The 21,848-nt window shown below is 60.3% G+C and carries 23 protein-coding genes and 1 tRNA gene; 13 read left to right on the top strand and 11 right to left on the bottom strand.

Annotated elements, in window-relative coordinates; genetic code table 11:
- Window positions 1-241 precede the first annotated feature (241 nt).
- Complete coding sequence (locus QD409_RS27345; RefSeq protein WP_092843053.1) at window positions 242-634, top strand: PRC-barrel domain-containing protein; 393 nt, start codon at window positions 242-244, stop codon at window positions 632-634.
- Between the two features lie 59 nt (window positions 635-693).
- On the opposite strand, the gene QD409_RS27340 is transcribed toward QD409_RS27345, so the two are convergent.
- Window positions 694-1,089: a VOC family protein gene (locus QD409_RS27340; protein WP_430764146.1), complete on the bottom strand. Its 396-nt coding sequence runs from the start codon at window positions 1,087-1,089 to the stop codon at window positions 694-696.
- A 180-nt stretch (window positions 1,090-1,269) separates the two neighbouring features.
- Here QD409_RS27340 and QD409_RS27335 point away from each other — a divergent pair, with 180 nt between their 5' ends.
- A complete protein-coding gene (locus tag QD409_RS27335; protein ID WP_092843050.1) occupies window positions 1,270-1,653 on the top strand; it encodes a YciI family protein in 384 nt (127 codons plus the stop codon).
- A 51-nt stretch (window positions 1,654-1,704) separates the two neighbouring features.
- Here the strand turns inward: QD409_RS27335 and QD409_RS27330 are convergent, their stop codons facing one another.
- From QD409_RS27330 to QD409_RS27310, 5 genes are all read right to left on the bottom strand, one after another.
- Window positions 1,705-2,454 (bottom strand): ABC transporter permease, encoded by a 750-nt coding sequence (locus QD409_RS27330; RefSeq protein ID WP_092843048.1) that lies wholly within the window; start codon window positions 2,452-2,454, stop codon window positions 1,705-1,707.
- Window positions 2,451-3,389 carry an ABC transporter ATP-binding protein gene (locus QD409_RS27325; protein WP_245297900.1) on the bottom strand — a complete coding sequence of 313 codons (939 nt, stop codon included), beginning with the start codon at window positions 3,387-3,389 and terminating at the stop codon, window positions 2,451-2,453. Before QD409_RS27325 ends, QD409_RS27330 begins: the two co-directional genes overlap by 4 nt.
- Window positions 3,390-3,394: 5 nt before the next feature.
- Complete coding sequence (locus tag QD409_RS27320) at window positions 3,395-4,561, bottom strand: ABC transporter permease (protein WP_092843044.1); 1,167 nt, start codon at window positions 4,559-4,561, stop codon at window positions 3,395-3,397.
- A gap of 123 nt (window positions 4,562-4,684) precedes the next feature.
- Window positions 4,685-5,593 carry a glycine betaine ABC transporter substrate-binding protein OsmF gene (gene osmF, locus QD409_RS27315; RefSeq protein ID WP_092843042.1) on the bottom strand — a complete coding sequence of 303 codons (909 nt, stop codon included), beginning with the start codon at window positions 5,591-5,593 and terminating at the stop codon, window positions 4,685-4,687.
- Between the two features lie 52 nt (window positions 5,594-5,645).
- Window positions 5,646-5,957: a hypothetical protein gene (locus QD409_RS27310; protein WP_139115010.1), complete on the bottom strand. Its 312-nt coding sequence runs from the start codon at window positions 5,955-5,957 to the stop codon at window positions 5,646-5,648.
- Window positions 5,958-6,040: 83 nt separating this feature from the next.
- Here QD409_RS27310 and QD409_RS27305 point away from each other — a divergent pair, with 83 nt between their 5' ends.
- Entirely contained in the window at window positions 6,041-7,273 is a 1,233-nt protein-coding gene (locus tag QD409_RS27305; protein WP_430764153.1) for a LysR family transcriptional regulator, read from the top strand.
- Window positions 7,274-7,472: 199 nt separating this feature from the next.
- Window positions 7,473-7,853 carry a hypothetical protein gene (locus QD409_RS27300; protein ID WP_430764145.1) on the top strand — a complete coding sequence of 127 codons (381 nt, stop codon included), beginning with the start codon at window positions 7,473-7,475 and terminating at the stop codon, window positions 7,851-7,853.
- A gap of 82 nt (window positions 7,854-7,935) precedes the next feature.
- Here the strand turns inward: QD409_RS27300 and QD409_RS27295 are convergent, their stop codons facing one another.
- The gene (locus QD409_RS27295; RefSeq protein ID WP_430764144.1) at window positions 7,936-8,235 is read right to left on the bottom strand and encodes a putative quinol monooxygenase; all 300 of its coding nucleotides are present in this window, start codon (window positions 8,233-8,235) and stop codon (window positions 7,936-7,938) included.
- 275 nt (window positions 8,236-8,510) lie between these two features.
- On the opposite strand from QD409_RS27295, the gene QD409_RS27290 reads away from it, so the two are divergent.
- Entirely contained in the window at window positions 8,511-9,116 is a 606-nt protein-coding gene (locus QD409_RS27290; RefSeq protein WP_430764143.1) for a class I SAM-dependent methyltransferase, read from the top strand.
- Window positions 9,117-9,332: 216 nt separating this feature from the next.
- Here QD409_RS27290 and QD409_RS27285 read toward each other — a convergent pair whose 3' ends face one another.
- From QD409_RS27285 to QD409_RS27275, 3 genes are all read right to left on the bottom strand, one after another.
- Complete coding sequence (locus QD409_RS27285; protein ID WP_430764142.1) at window positions 9,333-9,656, bottom strand: GCG_CRPN prefix-to-repeats domain-containing protein; 324 nt, start codon at window positions 9,654-9,656, stop codon at window positions 9,333-9,335.
- A 341-nt stretch (window positions 9,657-9,997) separates the two neighbouring features.
- Window positions 9,998-10,073, bottom strand: a tRNA-Thr gene (locus tag QD409_RS27280).
- 137 nt (window positions 10,074-10,210) lie between these two features.
- Window positions 10,211-11,170: an NAD(P)H-dependent flavin oxidoreductase gene (locus QD409_RS27275; protein ID WP_430764141.1), complete on the bottom strand. Its 960-nt coding sequence runs from the start codon at window positions 11,168-11,170 to the stop codon at window positions 10,211-10,213.
- Between the two features lie 316 nt (window positions 11,171-11,486).
- Between QD409_RS27275 and QD409_RS27270 the strand changes: the two genes are divergently transcribed.
- Window positions 11,487-12,737 (top strand): hypothetical protein, encoded by a 1,251-nt coding sequence (locus tag QD409_RS27270; protein ID WP_430764140.1) that lies wholly within the window; start codon window positions 11,487-11,489, stop codon window positions 12,735-12,737.
- A gap of 43 nt (window positions 12,738-12,780) precedes the next feature.
- Here the strand turns inward: QD409_RS27270 and ppk2 are convergent, their stop codons facing one another.
- Complete coding sequence (gene ppk2 / locus QD409_RS27265; protein WP_092843028.1) at window positions 12,781-13,662, bottom strand: polyphosphate kinase 2; 882 nt, start codon at window positions 13,660-13,662, stop codon at window positions 12,781-12,783.
- A gap of 247 nt (window positions 13,663-13,909) precedes the next feature.
- Between ppk2 and phoR the strand changes: the two genes are divergently transcribed.
- The 7 genes from phoR to phoB all read left to right on the top strand — a co-directional run bounded on the left by phoR (window position 13,910) and on the right by phoB (window position 21,583).
- On the top strand, window positions 13,910-15,166 hold the full coding sequence (gene phoR, locus QD409_RS27260; RefSeq protein ID WP_208858592.1) for a phosphate regulon sensor histidine kinase PhoR: 1,257 nt from the start codon (window positions 13,910-13,912) through the stop codon (window positions 15,164-15,166).
- A 186-nt stretch (window positions 15,167-15,352) separates the two neighbouring features.
- Window positions 15,353-16,387 (top strand): substrate-binding domain-containing protein, encoded by a 1,035-nt coding sequence (locus QD409_RS27255; protein ID WP_430764139.1) that lies wholly within the window; start codon window positions 15,353-15,355, stop codon window positions 16,385-16,387.
- A 74-nt stretch (window positions 16,388-16,461) separates the two neighbouring features.
- Window positions 16,462-17,943 carry a phosphate ABC transporter permease subunit PstC gene (gene pstC, locus QD409_RS27250; RefSeq protein ID WP_430764138.1) on the top strand — a complete coding sequence of 494 codons (1,482 nt, stop codon included), beginning with the start codon at window positions 16,462-16,464 and terminating at the stop codon, window positions 17,941-17,943.
- Window positions 17,940-19,274, top strand: coding sequence for a phosphate ABC transporter permease PstA (gene pstA, locus QD409_RS27245; RefSeq protein ID WP_430764137.1), 1,335 nt, complete (start codon window positions 17,940-17,942; stop codon window positions 19,272-19,274). The genes pstC and pstA overlap by 4 nt, the downstream gene beginning before the upstream one ends.
- 13 nt (window positions 19,275-19,287) lie before the next feature.
- Window positions 19,288-20,103 (top strand): phosphate ABC transporter ATP-binding protein PstB, encoded by an 816-nt coding sequence (gene pstB, locus QD409_RS27240; protein ID WP_092843018.1) that lies wholly within the window; start codon window positions 19,288-19,290, stop codon window positions 20,101-20,103.
- A gap of 51 nt (window positions 20,104-20,154) precedes the next feature.
- Complete coding sequence (gene phoU, locus QD409_RS27235) at window positions 20,155-20,868, top strand: phosphate signaling complex protein PhoU (RefSeq protein ID WP_092843016.1); 714 nt, start codon at window positions 20,155-20,157, stop codon at window positions 20,866-20,868.
- A 31-nt stretch (window positions 20,869-20,899) separates the two neighbouring features.
- Window positions 20,900-21,583, top strand: coding sequence for a phosphate regulon transcriptional regulator PhoB (gene phoB, locus QD409_RS27230; protein ID WP_092843014.1), 684 nt, complete (start codon window positions 20,900-20,902; stop codon window positions 21,581-21,583).
- Window positions 21,584-21,848: the final 265 nt, after the last annotated feature.

Genomic DNA, 21,848 nt, shown 5'->3' with positions numbered 1-21,848 from the left:
GCAGCCCTCGCTCTCAACTAAATCATTCGAGCGTATCCAAAGCTATACTAACCTTAACGTAAGCGTCAATAATTCCTGCGCACTCACGTTTTTTTACAGTTTTGAAAAAAATGCTGGAACTTTTGCTGCAACGGAGCGTTAATGCGCCATGGGCGAATACCCATTCGGAGCATCGTGTGCCTGGAAGAGCAGATCGGACGCTCCAAGTTTATGTAAAGCGTATCCAAAAGGAGGTGCGCACATGCATAAAGAGAGTGTCGAAGTCCCTGGCCGTGACCTCTATGTCAAGGACATGTCGATGCTGGTCGCTTGCGACCGTGTCGAAGGATCCAAAGTGTTCGGATCGGACGGCAAGCAAATTGGTCATATTGAGCGCCTGATGCTTGAAAAAAGCGATGGTCGGATCGCTTTCGTCATTCTGAGCTTCGGCGGCTTTTTCGGCATCGGTCAGGATCACTACCGCTTGCCTTGGGAGAAGCTGCGCTACGATGCCCGCATCGACGGCTATCGTGTCAGCATGACCAAGAACGACATTGAAAAAGCGCGCCGCTTCGCCATCAAGGATGAACACGACAACAAGCATCATGGCCACAAGAGCCATGATTATTTTGGCGTGCCACCCTATTGGATGTGAGCGCGCTGACGGAGCCGGTACGTTAAGCCCCGCTGGCGCGGGGCTTTGGTTTGTGTGACCTATTGAAATCGCCCATGTCTTTGCACGACCTCGATCTTATAGCCGTCGGGGTCGGTGACGAAGAAGAACAGGGCAAAGACCTTCCCATCGCGATTGAGTTCTACGATCTTGCCGGGATTGAGCCCGAGCGTCGTCATGCGCGCATGCTCGTCCTTCAGCTCTGCGACGGAGACGGCGAGGTGGCCATAGGCATTGCCGAGCGCATAGGGCTCGGTACGGCCCTGGTTGACCGTCAATTCCAGTTCGAACCCGGTCTCGGCATTGCTGAGATAGATCAGCGTGAAGGTCTCGAAGGCGATACGGTCGGCAATCTCCAGCCCGAAAGCCTTGTTGTAGAAATCGACCGAGCGTGCTTCGTCGAGCACGCGGATCATCGAGTGAATCATCTTGGCCATGGGCGCCTCTCCATCGGTCGTCTCAGTCTCTAATCCGAAGCCAATGCCATCGGTGCCCGCTGAAGGCAAGGCGCGGAAAATTGTCTTGCGCGCATTTACCTATAGATCCGGGGTTTCTGGATTCCTATCCGTCTGCTTTACTCCCCAGCGCTCAGGCATACGGCTCAATGGGGAGACGCCATGTACTACGCTATTCTGGCCTATCATGAAGAAGACATCGTCGAGTCGTGGAGCGAGGAGGAAGACGCCGCGCTCATGACCGACCTGCTGGAGATCAACGACCGCATGGTCGCGCAGAAATCGCTGGGGCCGGCTGCGCGCCTGGGGTCGACGCAAAACGCCGTGACCGTGCGCGGAAAAGGCGCGGGACTGGTCATCGACGGCCCATTTGCCGAGACGAAGGAACAATTGCTTGGCTTCTACGTCGTCGATTTTCCGACTATCGAGGGAGCGGTCGAGGCGGCCCGCGAATTGCGCCGCGTCAATCCCACCGCCGTTTATGAAATCAGGCCGATCTCGCTGTATTTGCCGGGCGCCTCTCTGCTTTCCGGCGAAGGCGATTGACGGAGCTATTTGCCGATCACCGGCTGTAAGAGCGAGTGATGACCTCCGATCTCAATGGGATTGGAGGCCGATCTTGCTTGTTACGGACCGCTCGATCATCTCCATGCCGTCATAGATCAGCACCGCCATCAGGCCGACGATCAGACCGCCCTGCAGGATGAAGGCAGTATTGTCGTTGATTAGCCCCGCGATAATGACCTCGCCGAGGCCCTTGGCCGCGACGGTGGAGCCGATCGTTGCCGTGCCGATATTGATGACAGTCGCGATCTTCAGACCTTCGATGATCAGGGGCAGGGCGAGCGGCAGCTCGACGCGGAACAGCCGTTGCCAGCCGTTCATGCCCATGCCGTTGGCGGCATCGAGCACCGAGGCTGGGACTTGCTGCAGGCCGGCCACCGTGTTTTCGAAGATCGGCAGCAATGCGTAAAGAAAGAGTGCGATCAGCGTCGGTACTGCCCCGAAGCCGGTGGTCGAGATGGCAAGCGCCAGCACGGCAACCGGCGGGAAGGTTTGCCCGGCATTGGCAATCGCCCGCGACAGCGGCAGGAAATCGGCACCAGCCGGCCGCGTGACGAAGATGCCGCCGAGAACGGCGAGGATCCCGCTTGCCGCAATCGAGATGAGGATCAGTTCGAGATGGCTGAGCGCCAAGCTCGGCAGGCTGTTTTGCGCATAGATCGGTGACGCTCCGAATTTGGTCAGGGGTGCCAGGACGGGCGTCAGCCATTCCGGACGGAACAGCATCACCAGCAGCAGCGTCAGCGCCAGAAGGCGAAAGAGATTGGCGGCGAGGAGTTTCATGCTTTGCGGCCCAGCTCGATCAGATGCTGGATCGAAATCGAGCCCACCGGCATCTTGCGTTCGTCCTCGACGGTCGCCTCGTCCGCGCCCTGCCAGATCAATTCAGCCAAGGCATCGCGCAAATTGAGCGTCTGCGGCAGGCTGTAGCTGAGGCCGAACCGCGGCGGTTGCATGCTCTCCTTGAGCGGCAGCAGCGACATCAGCTTCAATGCGCGGTCCGACGTACCAGTCAGCTGCTGCACGAACGGATCGGCCGGCTCGGTCAGGATCTTCTCAGGCTCGGAGCATTGTAAAAGCTTGCCGCCGCTCATGACGGCGATCCTGTCGCCGAGATGGAAGGCCTCGTCCATGTCGTGGGTGACGAGAATGATGGTGGTGCCGAATTTTTTCTGGATGGCAAGCAGATCGTCCTGCGCCTTGCCGCGGATAACGGGATCGAGAGCACCGAATGGCTCATCCATCAGCAGCACTTCTGGCTCTGCCGCAAGGGCGCGCGCCACGCCGACACGCTGCTGCTGGCCGCCGGAGAGCTGGCTCGGATATTTGGCGGCAAAGGTGCCGGGATCGAGACGGAAGAGATCGAGGAGCTCCTCGACGCGGCGATCGATGCGCCCCTTCTCCCAGCCGAGCAGTTCGGGCACGGTGGCGATATTCTGCGCGACCGTGCGATGCGGGAACAGGCCGTGCCCCTGGATGGCATAGCCGATGCGACGGCGAAGCTCGGTCGCCGGCACGCTCATAATATCCTGGCCGCCAACGGTGATGTGCCCTTCGGTGATCGGCACCAGCCGGTTGATCATCCGCATCAGTGTCGACTTGCCGGAGCCGGAGGTGCCGACGATGACGGTGATCGTGCCCTTTTCCATGCTCATGGTGACTTTGTCGACCACGGTTGCGCTGCCATAGCGCTTGGTGACGCCCTTGAGCTCGATCATGTTGGTCATGCGCGTTGTCCCCGGATGCTGTCGATGACCGCATCGAGGATGACGGCCGATGAGAAGGCTAGAAAGACCGTCGGCACGGCGCCGAGCAGCACAAGGTCATTGGCGGTCTGGCCGATGCCCTGGAAGATGAAAATGCCAAAGCCGCCGCCGCCGATGAGCGCCGCTACTGTGACGAGGCCGATTGCCTGCACCAGCACGATGCGGATGCCGGTGAGGATGACTGGAAAGGCGAGCGGCAGGTCGATGCCGGTCAGGATCTGCCGGCGCGTCAGGCCCATGCCGGCGGCGGAATCGCGCACGGAGGGATCGACGCCGGCAAGACCGACGACGGTGTTGGCGACGATCGGCAGCAGCGAATAGATCACCAGCGCCAGCAGGGCCGGCGCCACGCCGATACCCTTGATGCCGATCGCGGCGGCAAAGGGCACGTTGGCGGCGATATAGCCGAGCGGCAGCATGAGGATGCCGAACAGCGCCAGGCTCGGAATGGTCTGCACCAGGCTCAGCGCCCGCAGCACCACGGCGCGGATGCGCGGCTGCCAGTAACAGAAGATGCCGAGCGGCAGAGCAAGCACGATTGCGATAGCGACGGAACCGAGGGAAAGGAAAACATGACCGAGCGCCTCATGCCAGAACTTGTCGGCATTGTTGGCGTATTCCTTCATGATCGAGAGATTGTTGAGTAGGCCGGAGCGCAGGACCATCGCGAGCAAGGCGCCATAAGCGGCCAGCGCTGCCACGCGCAGCCAGGGCGTCAGCTGCAGCTTCACCAGCGCGTCCGAAATCATCAGCCCGACCACAGCCAGCAACACCCAGAAGGAACCACCGGGTGTAATGCGCGCCACGGTGCTGCCCTCCGGCGTCGCTGCCGTCGAAACCAGCCCGAGCGTGACGATGAGCATGGCGATCGCAAGCGTCGCGACGCCAAGGCGGATAATCTGATTGTGCAGGAAAAGTGCGGCAAGGGCGGTTGCCGCAAGAAGGATGAGCAGGGTAAGCGCCGCCGGCTGGCCAAGAAGCTGCGTCAGCAATTGCGGCTTTCCCGCCGCGATGCGATTCGCCTTGACGATGATGAACGGCATCCAGGCTATCGCGAATGCGCCGCCTGCCACCAATACCACTCCGAGGCGGTCCACTCTGCGGACCGCTAGCGTATCTTCCATAAGGCAAGCTCCGTCAGCGCATGAGCTCAAAATTTGAGGCGGGTTCGGACAAGATCATGCCCATAGGAAAGCCCCCGCGGCTCCAGTCTATCAAAATGGAGCCGCAAGAGCAGCGGCATAGCCTTACTTCAGGAAGCCCTTGTCCTTGAGGTAGGATTCGGCGACGGCCTTAGCCGGCTCACCATCGACCTGGATGCGGCCGTTGAGCTTGCGCAGCACGTCGGCAGTCAGGCCCTTGAAGATCGGAGCCAGAACCTGTTCGATCTTCGGATTGGCCTTCAAAACGGTTTCGCGGATGATCGGTGTCGGCGCATAGACCGGCTGCACGCTCTTGTCGTCTTCAAGAACGGTCAGTTCGGCGGCTTCGATGGCGCCGTCCGTGCCGTAAACCATAGCGGTGTTGACGCCATTGGTCTGGTCGGCCGCAGCCTTGATCGTCGCTGCCGTATCGCCGCCCGAAAGCACGACTTCCTGATCCGGCTTCAGCTTGAAGCTATAGGTGGTCTCGAAGGCCGGCAGGGCTGCCGGAGAATTGACGAATTCGGAAGAAGCCGCGAGCTTGATGGAACCGCCGCCGGCAACCCACTTGCCGAAATCGGACATGGTCTTCAGCTTGGCCGGGCCGGCGACATCGTTGCGCACGGCGACCGCCCAGGTGTTGTTGGCCGGCGAGGGCGTCAGCCAGACGATCTTGTTGGCGTCGTAATCCAGCTTCTTGGCCAGATCGTAGCCCTGCTGCAGGTTCTTCCAGGCCGCATCGTCGGCTTTGTTGAAGAAGAAGCCGGCGTTGCCGGTATATTCGGCATAGATGTCGATTTCGCCTGATGTGATCGCCTTGCGCACGACCGGCGTCGTGCCGAGCGCGATGCGATCCTGAGCCTTGATACCGTTGGCATTGAGTGCGGCGAGGATGATGTTGCCGAGCAGCGTGCCTTCGGTATCGATCTTGGAGGAGACGATGACATCGGCGGCGCTGGCGCCGCTAGCGAGGAAAGCCGTCAGCGTGGCGGCAAGTGCAAGCTTCTTGAGCATGATGTTTTCCCTTTGTACCCCGTTAAACCTTTGTTCTGCTTGCCCATGCGCCTCAAGGCCGCAGTTCGGACAAGCAGGCTTCGAGCGGGCCGGCGGCCCACTGGCGAATTCGTGGCTGTTTCGGGCACGTGGCGCTCATCGCGGAAAAGTCGATGATGCTCCGGATTCCCGTTGCAGTCGCGCGATTATGCCGAGCGTACTCGACATTCGCGCGAAATTGGATTTCTTTTTTCGGGGGCAAGTGCGTTTGTTTTTGTTCCCCTGACCCGTTTGGCGCTGTTCCGATCTCATTTTGCGGCTGGATCGGTAAGGCGACAAGGAAACGATAGCCATCGCTCTTCCGCTTAGGGATATCTTTTTTCAAGAACACATCATATCGTCGGGATATCAATTGGTGCCGCCGTGACGGAAAGGCGGCGCATGCTTGGCTTGGAAGGGAAAAAGGGCTTGTATCTCGGGGCGTTGTTCATAGCGGACATGGTGTTCTCCATCGGCTCGGTAAGGGAGACTGCTCGCAGGCTCTCCTTTTCGGCTTCGACGGTCTCCAGCGCGCTGCGCCGCCTGGAAACGGAACTGGCGATGAAGCTCGTCGAGCGCGCATCCGGAGAGCTGGCGACGCTGCTCGCCAGCTCGAAGGTCCAGAAGGGGCTGCAGCCCGTTCTCGCCGGCATTCGCGAGCTTTCGACCCTGATGAAGGATCCGCCCGCGGCCGATGATTATGCTCAATGGGCGGCACGCCTGTCGCTGAAGATCGCCACCATCGAGCGCTTCCTCGAAGTGGCCGATCAAGGCAGTATCAATCGTGCCGCCCGTCGCCTGCGGTTGGGACAGCCGCAGCTCTCCTTGCAGATCGCCAATCTGGAGGAGCTGTTCGGCTTCCGCCTGTTCGCTCGGCAGGCGCAAGGTTCCGTACTGACCGAGGCCGGGCAGGAGGTTCACGCCATTCTGGCCAGCATCGCACAGGCATGGGACGAGATGAGGGCGGCAGCGGACGAGCGCTTTCAACGCACCGCCCGCGCCGTGCGCATCGGCTCTATCATTCCGACGGGCGCTGAAAGCTGGGTCGCCCGCTCGCTTGCAAGCCTCGTGTCGCGATGGAACATCGGCGGCAACCGCAACATGCTGTCGCTGATGCTGATGACTGCCGATGATCTGCGCGAGGCGCTCCGCTCCGGTCGTATCGACGTTGCCATCGTCGATTCCGTGTTCGGCCTCGACGCTTTCGAGCATATGGAGCTGGTGGCGACCGACATGGTGGCGATCGCGCCACCTGACAGCACGGAGCAGACGCTCGCCGCGCTGGTGGAAAATCATCCGCTCTGCGTGCCGAGCCCGCGCACAGGCATCGGCAACGCGGCGACTGCCTTCGGCTATGATAGCCATGATCGGCGCCGGTTTCGCGGCCGCGACATCACCTCGGCGGATTCCCTGCCTGTCATCGTCGACCTGGTGGCCAATCATGGCTACGTCTCGTTTCTCGGCCGCGTCAGCGCCTTGCCGATCGCCGACAAGGTGAGGATCGTCGATCCGGATGAGGTCCTGCCATTGTCCTACCATCTCGCCCATAATGGTCGCAAAGCCTCGGTCGAAGCTTGTCGGCTGATCCAGCAGGCGGTTCGCGAATTGGTGGGAGAGATGGACGCTCCGCGAAAACACATGCCGTCCCGCGTGATGAATTAATGGTCGCAAGCCTCGGCCGAGGCGCACTTGCTGATCTAACGGTGTTTCCTGGCGTGGCGGGCGATATGGGCAAGCCGCGAAAACGCTTGCGGTGCAGCGGTTAGCGGAACTTTCGAGGGTGCAATTGCGTTTATCTTATGGTCCGGGCGACACGAATGATCCGAGTCGCGTTTGCGTCCGGCATTCAAGGAGGCTGGAAATGAAAATTCTGGCAACAGCGCTCATCGCGCTAGGCATGCTCGCGCTGCCTGCAACCCATGCCGAAGCGCGTCGTCACTACCATCATTGGCATCACCACTATCACCACATGATGGTCTATCGGCACTACTATTATCATCGCTACTACTATCGTCCCTATTACAGCCCTTATCCCAATTACTACCGGCCCTATTATGGCTACGACGAGCCCTATTATGGCGGCTACCAGCCATTTTACTCGTTCGGCTGGTTTGGCGGCTTCGGCGGATATCGCCATCACCATCATGGCTGGGACGGTGATCGTGGATACTATCATGGCGGATGGCACGGCGGCCACGGATACTGGCGGTATCATGGCGAGCCGCATTTCTCGCACAACTGACGACCATGCCGATAGCAAAACGGCGCCCGATGGCGCCGCTCTCTGAGGATGTTCCCGCCTGGCCTGCCGGGCGGTGACAGGCTTATGCCGGGTTCAGCACGTGAACGGCGCGGCCGGCCATCAGATGCTTCACCTTCTCGCCATAGGCTGCCATATGCGCCGAAGCCGCATGAGCCTTGAACGCGTCCATGCTTGCCCACTTCTCGACCACGACGAATGTGTCGGGTCCAAACGCCGGATCGGCTCCTTCGACATCCACGACAGCAGTGTATTCGATGCAGCCGTCTTCGGCGTGAACGGCGGGAACATTGGCCTGAAAAGCTTCGAGCATTTCGACCCGCTTGCCGGGCAGCGCGGTAAGAATGGCGAGAACGTGGATCATGACGATATCCTTGGAACCATAAGTAATTGGGATGAAAAATAGCCGAATCCGCCGAATCCGCGGCAGGTGTCGATCACTATCACAGAATGGCGATATCTAAACGGGCATCACAGATGAAGTCGTCGATGGCCAAGCAAGCGCATGAAGCGTGGCGAATGCATATCGGCTCGAATGCCTGAGGCAAGCCATGGATGCCAAGAATTTACTCATCCACCGCTTCCAAAGCGGGTCATCGGCGCGGCTCGGCCGCTCAACATCGAAGGTATCCGCCGCACATGAATACCCGCGACTGGAGATTTCAGTACAAGAGCGCGATGCCGCACACGCAGCTCAGCCTGCAGCACACGGAAAATGCCCGTTTGCTGCCGGATCGCGGCGAGCTTCTCTGTCGTTTGCCACAGGGTGGCGTCGGCGCGGAGATCGGTGCAGCTTTCGGCGATTTCACCGGCGAGATCCTCGAAAAGAATGCGCCACGCGAACTTTACCTGATCGACGCCTGGGACACGCCCCGTTATCAGGACGGCCTGCAGCAGATAAGGATGAAATACCGAGGCGCATTGGAAAATGATCGCCTGCGGATCGTGCAGGGCTATTCAACCGTCAGGCTGGCGGAATTTCCCAACAGCTTTTTCGACTGGGTCTATATCGATACCAACCATAGTTTCGAGACGACCTGGGAAGAGCTGGTGATCAGCAACAGCAAGGTAAGGCCGCAGGGGCGCATCGCCGGCCATGATTTCTGCAGTGGCAACGTGGTCGATGCCGTCCCCTACGGCGTCGTCGAGGCCTGCACGAAATTCTGCAAGGATTTCCACTGGCAATTCGAATACCTCACCATGGAATCCCACGGGCATTTCTCGTTTTCCCTGAAGCGGCTCTGAATGCACCTCATCCGGGGGACTGAGAAACGTCAATTGTCGGGCGGCAAGCCAAGCAACCTGAAACGCAGTCGAGTTCGTTGTTGATGCAATGCCATTTCGTGGCAAAGGCGCGTAAGGCTGCTTGGCTATTTCTTTGGGCTCCGGTCACAAGACCGTTTCTCGGCGACGCTGAGAGGAACGAATGTCAAAAAGACGGGCCGCCGCCGAAAGCCTCCGTCAGTCGTCGTCGCCCTGATCGTCGTCGTTTTCATGATGATGACGATGCCGCCAGCCGGGCGGAGGGCCGCGGTCGCGCCAGCCGGGAGGGCCGTACCAGCCATTGTAGCCGCGGGGATAGACATACCTGGGCGCCGGTTGCCAATAGTTCCGGCGACAATGGCCCCATTGCGTCAGGTGCCAGCCGGGACCGCAGGCATAGTCGACGAGGACAGGCTTCTGCTCGGTTGCCACGACACCGGCCTCAAGCGCCGGCATGGCATTCGCTGTACCGCCGAGAAAGCACCCGGCGAGCAGCGTTGATGTGATCAGGATTCGATTCATTTCGCGCTCCATCCAGCCCCTTAAATTGCATTAGATCCCGTGCCGCCTGAACGTCAGCTGAACCAAAAGTGATGATTTTGGGGCGGTCGCGTCGTTGGGCCAAAAGGCCAACGTCAACCGGGTAAAACTCTCTTGTTTTATTCGAACCCGGCTCTCGATTGTCGAAAGGGGCATCGTCGAGGCTCGAGCTCCAGTCGCCAACATGGCGGTGTGATAATCCGAGCGCGAATTTTAGAAAACGACGGGAATCATTTTTCGGCCTGCACCGAATTAACAAAGGTGGATAGGAACCATTTGGGGAGGCTAATTCGTTTTCTTTTCAATTGCCTTGCAAATAAAAGTGGTGCCGCTTACGTGACTCGAACACGTGACCCCATCATTACGAATGATGTGCTCTACCGACTGAGCTAAAGCGGCATTCAAGGGGCATTCGGTTCGGCCCCGCGATTTGCATGGCGCTGATACAGTCTATGCGACCAGATTTCAAGCGCTCAAATTGCCATTTGGCAAAAAAGCGAATGGGCTTGTGAAAAACAAGCCCGCTTCCCGCATGCTCAAAGGGCGAGCCGCGCCCGCGCCTGATGGTATTCCGCCTCGAGCCTGTCGATAAGCTTGGCGACGGGCTGGATGGCCTTTACGGCGCCGATGCCCTGGCCGGAGCCCCATATATCCTTCCAGGCCTTGACGCCGGTCGTGGCGGCTTCGAAGTCCATCTTGGAGGGGTCGGCTTCGGGCAGATTGTCGGGATCGAGGCCGGCCGCGAGGATGGAGGATTTCAGATAATTGCCGTGCACGCCGGTGAAATAGTTGGAATAAACGATATCGGCGGCGCTTCCCTCGACGATCGCCTGCTTGTAGCCATCAATGGCGCGGGCCTCCTCCGTCGCGATGAAGGGCGAGCCGATATAGGCGAGATCAGCGCCCGCGGCCTGAGCAGCCAATACGGCACCGCCGGTGGCGATCGCGCCTGCCAGCAGCAGCGGCCCGTCGAACCATTCGCGGATTTCCTGGACCAGCGCGAAGGGCGAGAAACGGCCGGCATGGCCGCCGGCGCCTGCCGCTACGGCGATCAGCCCATCCGCGCCCTTGCGGATCGCCGAATTGGCATGGCGATTGTTGATAATATCGTGCAGCACTATGCCGCCATAGGAATGTACGGCCGCATTCACCTCGGGCACGGCACCGAGTGAGGAAATGACGATCGGCACCTTGTATTTCACGCAGAGCATCAGATCATGCTCCAGGCGCTTGTTTGACGTATGGACGATCTGATTGACCGCAAATGGGGCCGCCGGGCGATCCGGATTTGCGGCATCATATGCGGCGAGGTCCTCGGTGATCATGCCAAGCCATTCGTCGAGCTGGCTTTCCGGGCGCGCGTTCAGGGCCGGGAAGGAGCCGACCACGCCTGCCTTGCATTGCGCCAGCGTCAGCGCCGGATGGGAGATGATGAAGAGCGGCGAAGCGACGATCGGCAGGCGCAGGCGCTCGGTCAGGATGGAGGGAAGGGCCATGAACATCATCCATTTTGACGTTTACGAAAACGTCAAAATGGATAGCAGATGTCCGTTGCCAGGGGAAGTGGCGAGCTGCCGGGCAGCTTTCCAAGGCGATTTCAAGGAGTATCCGGCGCAAGTCGGACAGCCCTTGAGCTATCGCAAAAGCGTCGCCTTTGGCATTTATCCCCGCCGGAGTGCTCGCCGTCCTTGTCGAAGGCTTGCGTATTGACAAGCGGGGCGCTACCGAATCCGGTTAACGAATGCTAAAGACCAAGGCCGTCTTGCCAGCAGAGTATGCGCGTATGTTGCGAGTAAGAGTAAAGGACCTGATGTGAGCGGATTAGAAACGGCTATCAGAAGCGCGTTGGATCGGTCCGATCGCGCCAATCCGGAAATCCGGGCTCGTATCTATCAATCAGCACGACAGGCATTGGAAGCCGGTCTCCGCAAGCAGGACATTACCGATGTCAACGTCATTTCCTCCCAGCGTCAGCGGCTGGAAGCGACGATAAGGGAGATCGAGGCCGAGCAGCGCGCGCGCCCCGCGCAAGAAATACCTATCTCGCCGGATCTCGGCGCCCCGCATGTTTCCCCCGCCGCAACGCGCCCAGAGGCCGGACGGCCTGTGCTGCGGACGGAGCCGGTCATGAGCGTGCGCGGCGAAACCCGTGAGACCGCGCCGCCTGTCGCCCGCGACCCTGTTCCGGTCGAAAGCGAGTCGGTCGAGGCTGCAGGGCCGCAGTCCGATTTCGGGGATATGCGAGCCGGCCCCGCCGATCATCTCGGCGTCGACAGCGAGGTGCGGGCGACCGCGGAAGCGCCGACAGCCGCGCGGCCGATGAATTTCAAGCCGGAGCGCGCCGCGGTTCGCCGCAAGCCGCGCAAGTTCTTCTCGCGGCTGCTGGTGTTCTGCATCCTGCTGGCCTTTCTCGGTGTTGGCGGCTGGTGGATCAAGACCTCGGGTGTCTTCATGTCGGCGGCCCAGCGGGATACGAGCGTCCGCAATCCGCCGGCGCATGTCGATTCGCAGGATTTCAGCGGCAACAATAGCGAAGACGACAACGCCGAGTATGACGACAACAGCGGCCCGGTCAATCCTGGGCTCGCGACCATAGACCCGCAGAACAGCTTCTCCGCAGAGTGGATCGAAGTCCTGAAGCCCACGGAAGCATCGAAGGTTGGCTCCTCGGCGCAGGCGAAGGCTGAAAATGTTTCGGAGAACGAGGGGGCGGCCGTGCGGATTACCTCTCTCAGCAGCGGTTCCGACGGCAACGCCACTGTCGAGGTGCCGACCAGCGTGCTGCAGCAGATGGCTGGCAAACCTTCGACGATCGCGCTCACCTTGCAGTCCACGTCTGATGCACCGACGCAGATCACGGTGGAATGCGATTTCGGTTCGCTCGGCCGCTGCGGGCGTCATCGCTTCACGGTCAGCCGCCAGAAAACGGATGCGCTATTTCAGGTTCGCTATGATCGCGCGATGGCGCCGACGAGCTCTGGTCGACTGATCATCAACAGCGATGTCGATGGCAAGGCGCGCGGCATCAACGTCTACGCTATCCGTGTTTTGCCCGGACAATAAGTCCGGGCTGCGCGCCAGCCGTCAGTTGCTTGAGAGCCATCAGCTATTTGAGAACGGACGATCCGGTGCCGAGGATCTTGTCGTCGATCTCGCCAATCGCTTTCTTGTCCTTGCCGTCATAATCGAGCGTCAGCAGGATGTGACGGATAAGGTTCAGGCGCGCGCGCCGCTTGTCGTTGGCGCGCACGACGGTCCACGGCGCGTGATCGGTATGCGTATCCTTCAGCATGCGATCGCGCTTTTCGCTGTATTCCTTCCATTTCGGAAGCGCGGCGATATCCATGGAGGAAAGCTTCCAGACGGCGCGCGGATCGTGGCACCGGTCGTGGAAACGCTTCAGCTGCATCTCCCGGCCGATATCGAGATAGAATTTGAAGAAGTGTATACCGTCGTGGACGATGAGCTTTTCCATCTGCGGCGCCTGTTTCAGGAATTGCTCGTACTGTTTCGGTGTGCAGAAGCCCATGATCGGCTCGACACCGGCGCGGTTGTACCATGAGCGGTCGAACAGCACGAATTCGCCGGCGGTCGGGAACTCTGCGACATAACGCTGGAAGTACCATTGACCGGCCTCGCGATCCGTCGGCTTGGTCAGCGCCACGACGCGCGCCAGGCGAGGGTTCATGTGGGCCGATGTCGCGGCGATCGAGCCGCCCTTGCCGGCGGCATCGCGCCCTTCGAACAGGGCCATCACCCGCCTGCCGGTCGCCTGCAGCCAGAACTGCACCTTGATGAGCTCGATCTGCAGCGTCTTCAGCTCGTCGAGATACTCTTCGTCCTTGAGCTTCTTCTTGTAGGGATAGTTGCCGGAAGTCAGCGCCTCATCGTCGATCCAGCTTGGCAGTACGGGATCGTCGACATCGAATATGCGCTTGGTACCGCCGATATCCAATTCCACCGTGCGGCTTTTCGCTTCCTCTCCCATATATCCCGGCTCCTCGGTTGTTTACGCTTTGCTAATCCTGCCGCGGGATCGCGGCAAAAAGCTCCGCAGGCAAATTGGCCCTTTTATCCAATGGTTTCAACCCCTTTGCGATCTTCCTCTTTTGCCGGCTACATTTATTGTTGTCAGTTATCGCCTTCTGTGGATACAGCCGAATACTTCTGTCATGAATCGCAGATAAGAGGCGGGATCCAGCATTCCATGATGGCAGGCGAAGGGACGGGCGCAGTTGGAAGACGAGTGGTCATTTGTCAGGAAGTTGGCGGGGCGGCTACGACAGGAGAGCGCCATCCTGATTTTGGCGACGCTGATCGCCGCGCTTGCGCTCATAGAAGGCATCCACACCGGCATCGTGTTCTGGATCTGGGCCATCACGTTCATCGTTGCGCTGATCCGGCCTCCGCTGGTGGAGCGGGTCGTCGTGTCATCGCAGACCGCGCCCGCGTCTGTTGATCCGGAAGCTTTGCTGCGGACCGCTTTCGCGGGCCTTTCGGCACTCGACATACCGGTGCTGATCATCGACCGCGAGGCCTCGGTGCTGATGCAGAATGCCGCGGCTGAAAAGGCCTTCGGCGCCTTTCCGATCGGCGCGCACATCTCTTCCAAGCTGCGCTCTCCGGGCCTGCTCGACATGGTCCGCGAGACCATGGCGACCAATAGCCCGAACCAGATCGAGCACTCCGAGCGGCTGCCGTCCGAGCGCGTCTATATCGTGCGCATCGCGCCGATCGATCTGCAGCAAGCCGAGGTGGAGGCGGGAACCTTCTTCCTGCTGTCGTTCCGTGACATATCGGAACTGCGCCATATCGATCGCATGCGCTCCGACTTCGTCGCCAATGCCAGCCATGAGCTGCGCACGCCACTGGCCTCCCTGCGCGGCTTCATCGAAACCATCCAGGGGCCTGCCAAGTCTGACCCGAAGGCGCAGCAGCGCTTCCTTGGCATCATGTTCGATCAGACGACGCGGATGAGCCGTCTGGTCGACGATCTGCTGTCGCTGTCCCGACTGGAGTCGAAGTCGCATATCGCTCCGGATCAGAAGGTCGATCTGGTGCCGCTGCTTGGCCATGTGCGGGACTCGCTGCTGCCGCTTGCCGGCGATCTCGATGTGACGATCAACCTGCATGTCCCGGCCGGCAAGGCGGAGGTGCTGGGCGACCGCGACGAGCTGGTGCAGGTTTTCGAAAATCTGATCGAGAACGCCTGCAAGTATGGTCAGGAAGGAAAATCGGTCGAGGTTTCGTTGCTGAACGAGCCGGACCAGGCGGTCGCGGTCGTCATTTCCGACAAGGGACCGGGGATACCGGCAGAGCATGTGCCACGCCTGACAGAGCGCTTTTATCGCGTTAACGTTGAGGACAGCCGTTCCAAGAAGGGCACTGGCCTCGGGCTTGCCATCGTCAAGCATATCCTTACCCGCCACCGCGCCAGGTTGATCGTCAAGTCGGAAGTCGGCAAGGGGACGGACTTTACCGTACGCTTCTGAAAACCTCTGTGAACCGGCTGTTTTATGCGAGATTTATCGCATCAATTTCAAATAGATGGCCTGTCATAATTGTTTCACTCGCCTGACATAAAAGGACGGTGCTTTGGCCGGTAAGAAAGAAGCGCTGAAACTGGCGGATGTGCTGTCCGCCGTCGTGCTCCTTAAGCCCGTCAGGGAGGATTCATCATGAACGCGTTGAAATTGTCTATTCTCGCGCTGGTCGCATCGGCTGCTTTCGCAGGCGCCGCCGTCGCCCGCGACCAGATTCAGATTTCCGGTTCTTCCACCGTATTCCCCTATGCCAAGATCGTTGCCGAAAATTTCGGCGAGACCCACACCAACTTCAAGACGCCCATCGTCGAATCCGGCGGCTCCGGTGCCGGCCTCAAGGAATTCTGCAAGGGCGTCGGCACCGATTCCATCGATATCGCCAATGCGTCGCGTCCGATCAAGGACAGCGAAATCGGCGCATGCAAGGCGGCCGGTGTTGCCGACATCCAGCAGGTCAAGATCGGCTATGACGGCATCGTCTTTGCCTTCGACAAGAGCAATCCGGACATCAAGTTCGTGCCCGCCGATCTCTACAAGGCGCTCGCCGCCGAGGTCGTCGTTGACGGCAAGCTGGTTGCCAATCCCTACAAGAAATGGTCTGAGATCAACCCGTCGCTGCCGGCTTTTGAAATATCAGCCTATATTCCCGGCGAGAAGCACGGCACGCGCGAGGTCTTCGAAGAGCGGGTGCTTGCCGCCGGCTGCAAGGCGTCCGGCGCGCTCGACGTCATCAAGGCCACGGTCAAGGATGCCGACCAGCAGGCGAAGAAGTGCATTGCCGTGCGCAAGGACGGCCTGGCTGTCGACATCGACGGCGACTATCCCGAGACGCTGGCGCGCATCAATGCCAACAAGCACGGCATCGGCGTTTTCGGCCTGTATTTCTACCAGAACAACGCCGACAAGCTGAAGGTCGCCACCGTGAGCGGCATCGTACCGTCGGGCCAGACGATCGCCGACGGCACCTATCCGGTATCGCGGCCGCTGTTCTTCTACGTCAAGAAGGCGCATATGGGCGTCATTCCTGGACTTAAGGAATATGTCGATTTCTTCATCAGCGATCAGATGATCGGGCCGGATAGCCCGTTGGCGGAATATGGCCTCGTGCCGGCGCCGGATGCTGAGCGCGACCAGATCCGCAAGGATTTTGCGGACGGAAAGATCATGTGAGTGCGTAAGGACTATGCGTCGGTGCGGCATTCGATCGCGCCGACGTTGGCCGAGGAATGGGCCGGGGAATTGGAATGAGTGTGTCGCTACTGCTGTTATGCGTGTCGGTCATCGGCGCCTTTGCCTTCGTGCTTGGGCGGGTGAGGGCTGCTGCGCTGTCGGGCGGCAGGTCTTCGTCGATGCATTCCCGGCTCGGCTATCACGGCGCCTATGCCGCCATATGGGCCGTGCTTCCGGCCCTGGCGCTTGTCTGCGTCTGGTCGATCGTCAGCCCGGAGGTGATCGACCGCCTGGTGGTCAAGTCCTTTCCGGAGGAAGTGAAAGCGCTTCCGCTGGCCGAGCTCAACCTCAGCTACGGCATGGTGCGTAGCATCGCCCGTGGCATGCGCCTTCTCAATGGTCAGGAGCTAGCTGAAGTCGCCGGCGGCACGGCTGATCTTCAATTGCTGCTGGCGCAGAAGGGCGTGCCGCTCGCAATTCGCCCGACCGGCTACATGATCGATGCCGCCGACAAGTATAACAGCATGCGCGAGATCAGCCGGATCGTCATGACCATATCGGCGATCCTGTTGTCGCTGCTCTGCGCTGTTTACGGCCTGCGGGCCATCGCGCTGCGTTTTCGCGCCCGCAATCGCGTCGAACAGGTCATTCTCGGGGCTTTGATCGTTGCGTCCTCCATCGCCGTGCTGACCACGGTCGGGATCGTTATCTCGATGCTGTCGGAAGCGGCGCGCTTCTTCAGCATGGTGCCCGCCAACGAATTCTTCTTCGGCACGGTCTGGGATCCGCGCTTTACCGGCGCCGGCTCGCAGACATCTGGGACCTTCGGATTGATCCCCTTGCTGGCGGGAACGATCTATATCGGCCTAGTCGCGATGTTCTTTGCCGTGCCCATCGGATTGTTCGCCGCCATCTACATGGCGGAATACGCCTCGGCCCGCGTGCGATCCATCGCCAAGCCGATGCTTGAGGTGCTGGCCGGCATTCCGACGATTGTCTACGGCTTCTTCGCCCTCGTCACGGTCGGACCTTTCCTCAGGGACATCTCGGCCGAGATCAATGGCCTGATGACAGGAAGCTACACGAGCTTCATTGAAGCGCAGAGCGTTCTGACCGCCGGCTTCGTTATGGGCGTGATGCTCATCCCTTACGTTTCTTCGCTGTCGGACGATATCATCATGGCGGTGCCACGCTCGCTGCGGGACGGCTCGCTCGGCCTCGGCGCCACCCGCTCGGAAACCGTCAAGCGCGTCCTCCTGCCGGCGGCACTCCCGGGCATCGTCGGCGCGCTGCTGATGACTGCCTCGCGGGCAGTCGGAGAAACGATGATCGTCGTCTTGGCGGCCGGCGTCGCGGCACGCATGCAGTTCGATCCCTTCGAGCCGATGACGACGGTAACGGTAAAGATCGTCAACCAGCTGACCGGCGATCTGGAATTCACCTCGCCTCAGACCCTGGTCGCCTTTGCGCTCGGCATCACGCTGTTCTGCCTGACGCTCTGCCTGAACGTCTATGCCCTCTACGTCGTCCGCCGCTACAGGGAGCAATACGAATGAGCGACATCGTATCCTCCCCGTCACAGAACATCCCGCGCGGGCTCACGCCAGGCGCTCCGGCGCGACGTGATATTGGCATCAAGCGGCGCTATGCCGCCGAGCGACGCTTTCGCGCCTATGGCATGACCGCCGTGATTTTCGGCCTGGTCTTCCTCGTCATTCTGGTCTCGACGGTCGTCCGCAACGGCTATACCGCCTTCGTGCAGACCTCGATCACCCTGCCGATCGAATTCAGCGAGAAGCTTATCGACCCCGCGGGCAAGCGCGCCGGCGATTCCAAGGTGCTGATATCAGCCAATTATCCCATCCTCGTGCGCGACACGCTGGTGAAGGTGCTGGGCATCGACCCTGCCAATCGCGCGCTCGTCCGCGAAGCGACCTCGATGGTGTCGGACAGCGCCAGGATCGTGCTTCGCGACAAGGTGGTGGCAAACCCTGCGATCATAGGCACGACCCAGAATGTCACCTTCCTCGCCAGCGCCAACATCGACTCCGCCAGCAAGGGGCAGATCGATCTGACTGTTGAGGAGAAGGACCGTAAGGTATCCGATCGCCAAGTCGCGTGGATGAAGCAGCTGAGCGAAAGCGGCGCTCTGTATAAGAGTTTCAACAGCGGCCTCTTCCTGTCGGGCAATTCGAGCCGGCCGGAGGCCGCAGGTCTCGGCGTCGCGCTCATCGGCTCGCTCTATCTGATGCTGACCGTGCTCGTACTTGCCTTGCCGGTCGGTGTCGCCGCCTCGATTTATCTCGAGGAGTTCGCACCGAAGAACCGGCTGACGGATCTGATCGAAGTCAACATCAACAACCTCGCCGCCGTGCCCTCGATCGTTTACGGCCTGCTCGGGCTTTCGGTCTTCATCAACACCATGGGGTTGCCGCGCTCTGCCTCGCTGGTGGGCGGGCTGGTGCTCAGCCTGATGACGCTGCCGATGATCATCATCGCCACGCGTTCCGCGCTGCGGGCCGTGCCGCCCTCGATCCGCAGCGCAGCACTCGGCCTCGGTGCATCGCGCATGCAGATGGTCTTCCACCATGTGCTGCCGCTTGCCATGCCCGGCATCCTGACGGGCACGATCCTTGGGCTGGCACATGCGCTCGGCGAGACCGCGCCGCTGCTTCTGATCGGCATGGTCGCCTTCGTCGCCAACTATCCGACATCACCGCTCGATCCTTCGACGGCGCTGCCGGTTCAGATCTACATGTGGGCGAGCGAAGCCGAGCGGGCTTTCGTCGAAAGAACCTCAGGGGCCATCATCGTCCTGCTCTTCTTCCTCGTCGCGATGAATATCGGCGCGATCCTGCTGCGCCGCCGATTCGAGCGGCGCTGGTAAGGGAGGGGCTAAGATGAACATGATGACGGAAGCTGGAAGTGAAAGAGCATTGGCCAAGAAGATGATGACGATCCCCTACAAGATGATCGGCCAGGACGTTTCGGTCTTCTATGGCGAAAAGCGCGCGCTTTTCGACGTCAATCTGAATATCCGCGCCAATACGGTTACGGCGCTGATCGGCCCGTCCGGCTGCGGCAAGTCCACCTTCCTGCGTTGCCTCAACCGCATGAACGATACGATCGAGACCTGCCGCGTTACCGGCAAGATCACGCTCGACGATCAGGATGTCTATGACAACAGTATCGACGTGGTGGAGCTGCGTGCGCGTGTCGGCATGGTCTTCCAGAAGCCCAATCCGTTTCCGAAGTCGATTTACGAAAACGTCGCCTACGGCCCGCGCATCCACGGCCTGCATCGTTCGAAGGCCGATCTCGAGCATATTGTCGAGACCAGCCTCCAGAAGGCCGGTCTGTGGGGCGAGGTGAAGGACCGGCTGCACGATGCTGGCACCAGCCTGTCCGGCGGGCAGCAGCAGCGCCTGTGCATCGCCCGTGCCGTTGCCGTCAGCCCGGAGGTCATTCTGATGGATGAGCCCTGCTCGGCGCTCGATCCGATCGCAACCGCAAAGGTCGAGGATCTGATCCATGAGCTGCGGGAAAACTTCACCATCGTCATCGTGACGCATTCCATGCAGCAGGCCGCCCGTGTCTCGCAGCGCACCGCAATGTTCCATCTCGGCCATCTGGTTGAGGAGAACGACACCGATAAGATGTTCACCAATCCCGACGACTTCCGCACGCAGGATTACATCATGGGCCGATTTGGTTGATGATGCCGCGCGCGCGGTTCCTTTCACACAATTCACCTTGAGGATAGAAAAATGGTCTCCACTCACATTCTCTCTGCCTATGACGAAGACCTGAAGTTCCTGACCCGCCGCATTGCGGAAATGGGCGGTCTGGCCGAGCAGATGGTCAGCGACAGCGTGCGCGCGCTGGTCCAAAGCGACACTGCTCTTGCGCAGAAGGTCATTTCCGACGACGTCATCCTCGATCATGCCGAGCGCGAAGTCGGCGACAAGGCGATCGTCACCATCGCCCGTCGTCAGCCGATGGCGGCCGATTTGCGCGAGATCATGGGTTCGATCCGCATCGCCTCCGATCTGGAGCGTGTCGGCGACCTCGGCAAGAACACCGCCAAGCGCGTCATCGCCGTGCAGGGCACAGGCGTTCCGCGGAAGCTTGCCCGCGGCATCGAACATCTCTCCGAACTGGCGCTGAGCCAGCTCAAGGAGGTTCTCGATGTCTACGCGACCCGTTCGCCCGACAAGGCCGTGTCGATCCGCGAGCGCGACGAGGAAATCGACGCCATGTACACCTCGCTCTTCCGCGAGATGCTGACCTACATGATGGAAGATCCGCGCAACATCACCACCTGCACGCATCTTCTCTTCTGCGCCAAGAACATCGAGCGCATCGGCGACCATGCCACCAACATTGCCGAGACGATCTATTACATGGCGACCGGCGCTCAGCCGGAAGGCGAGCGTCCGAAGGACGATACTGCGAACACCGTCGGTGCGGTGACGGAATAATCTGGAAGCTAAGAAAGGAGACCACAGGCGCATGGTTCCGAGAGTTGCTGTTGTAGAAGACGAGGAAGCGCTGAGCGTTCTGCTGCGCTACAATCTCGAAGCGGAAGGCTTCGAGGTCGACACGATCCTCAGAGGCGATGAAGCCGAGCTGCGTCTCCAGGAGCGCATCCCCGATCTTTTGATCCTCGACTGGATGCTCCCCGGCGTGTCCGGCATCGAGCTCTGCCGCCGGCTGCGTATGCGGCCGGAAACGGAGCGCCTGCCGATCATCATGCTGACGGCCCGCGGCGAGGAAAGCGAGCGCGTGCGCGGCCTTTCCACCGGCGCGGACGATTATGTCGTCAAGCCGTTCTCGACGCCGGAGCTGATGGCCCGCGTCAAGGCGATGCTGCGGCGTGCCCGCCCGGAGGTCCTCTCCACGGTGCTGCGCTGCGGCGATATCGAACTGGATCGCGAGACCCATCGCGTCCATCGCAAGAGCCGCGAAGTGCGGCTGGGGCCGACGGAATTCCGCCTGCTGGAATTCCTGATGTCCTCGCCGGGTCGCGTCTTCTCGCGTTCACAGCTGCTGGACGGCGTATGGGGGCATGATATCTACGTTGACGAACGAACCGTCGACGTTCATGTCGGACGCCTGCGCAAGGCGCTTAATTTTTCCAGCATGCAGGATGTCATCCGCACCGTTCGCGGCGCGGGCTACTCCATGGAGGCTTGAGCGGCAATGCCCGCTCAGGCACTCGACATAGCGGCGGAAACAGAAAACGGGCCCTGAGCAGCCTGTGTGAGAAGTCCGGCAAATCAATTAAGGTGGCCGCATTGGAAACGATGCGGCCATTTTCATGGGATACATTTCAGGGACTGATCGGGGTCAGACGTCGCTGTTGCCAGCCCGGATCGAGGATTACGTTGCGGCAGATGCTGCGGTGCGGGTGATCGATGCCTTTGTCGATGGGCTTGATGTTGCGCAGCTCGGATTCAGG

This window comes from Rhizobium sp. BR 315, assembly GCF_050577975.1.
Taxonomy (GTDB): Bacteria; Pseudomonadota; Alphaproteobacteria; order Rhizobiales; family Rhizobiaceae; genus Rhizobium; species Rhizobium miluonense.
Note: the sequence above shows the minus strand (reverse complement) of the source record. Positions and strands in the feature narration are given on the sequence as shown.

Coding starts and splice junctions, on each gene's coding strand:
- QD409_RS27285 (WP_430764142.1), bottom strand. CDS start 9,656: ATGAATCGAATCCTGATCACATCAACGCTGCTCGCCGGGTGCTTTCTC.
- pstB (WP_092843018.1), top strand. CDS start 19,288: ATGAACATGATGACGGAAGCTGGAAGTGAAAGAGCATTGGCCAAGAAG.
- QD409_RS27330 (WP_092843048.1), bottom strand. CDS start 2,454: ATGAAACTCCTCGCCGCCAATCTCTTTCGCCTTCTGGCGCTGACGCTG.
- QD409_RS27300 (WP_430764145.1), top strand. CDS start 7,473: ATGAAAATTCTGGCAACAGCGCTCATCGCGCTAGGCATGCTCGCGCTG.
- QD409_RS27275 (WP_430764141.1), bottom strand. CDS start 11,170: ATGGCCCTTCCCTCCATCCTGACCGAGCGCCTGCGCCTGCCGATCGTC.
- QD409_RS27335 (WP_092843050.1), top strand. CDS start 1,270: ATGTACTACGCTATTCTGGCCTATCATGAAGAAGACATCGTCGAGTCG.
- pstC (WP_430764138.1), top strand. CDS start 16,462: ATGAGTGTGTCGCTACTGCTGTTATGCGTGTCGGTCATCGGCGCCTTT.
- QD409_RS27295 (WP_430764144.1), bottom strand. CDS start 8,235: ATGATCCACGTTCTCGCCATTCTTACCGCGCTGCCCGGCAAGCGGGTC.
- QD409_RS27290 (WP_430764143.1), top strand. CDS start 8,511: ATGAATACCCGCGACTGGAGATTTCAGTACAAGAGCGCGATGCCGCAC.
- ppk2 (WP_092843028.1), bottom strand. CDS start 13,662: ATGGGAGAGGAAGCGAAAAGCCGCACGGTGGAATTGGATATCGGCGGT.
- QD409_RS27345 (WP_092843053.1), top strand. CDS start 242: ATGCATAAAGAGAGTGTCGAAGTCCCTGGCCGTGACCTCTATGTCAAG.
- pstA (WP_430764137.1), top strand. CDS start 17,940: ATGAGCGACATCGTATCCTCCCCGTCACAGAACATCCCGCGCGGGCTC.
- QD409_RS27340 (WP_430764146.1), bottom strand. CDS start 1,089: ATGGCCAAGATGATTCACTCGATGATCCGCGTGCTCGACGAAGCACGC.
- QD409_RS27255 (WP_430764139.1), top strand. CDS start 15,353: ATGAACGCGTTGAAATTGTCTATTCTCGCGCTGGTCGCATCGGCTGCT.
- osmF (WP_092843042.1), bottom strand. CDS start 5,593: ATGCTCAAGAAGCTTGCACTTGCCGCCACGCTGACGGCTTTCCTCGCT.
- QD409_RS27325 (WP_245297900.1), bottom strand. CDS start 3,389: ATGATCGAGCTCAAGGGCGTCACCAAGCGCTATGGCAGCGCAACCGTG.
- phoB (WP_092843014.1), top strand. CDS start 20,900: ATGGTTCCGAGAGTTGCTGTTGTAGAAGACGAGGAAGCGCTGAGCGTT.
- QD409_RS27320 (WP_092843044.1), bottom strand. CDS start 4,561: ATGGAAGATACGCTAGCGGTCCGCAGAGTGGACCGCCTCGGAGTGGTA.
- phoU (WP_092843016.1), top strand. CDS start 20,155: ATGGTCTCCACTCACATTCTCTCTGCCTATGACGAAGACCTGAAGTTC.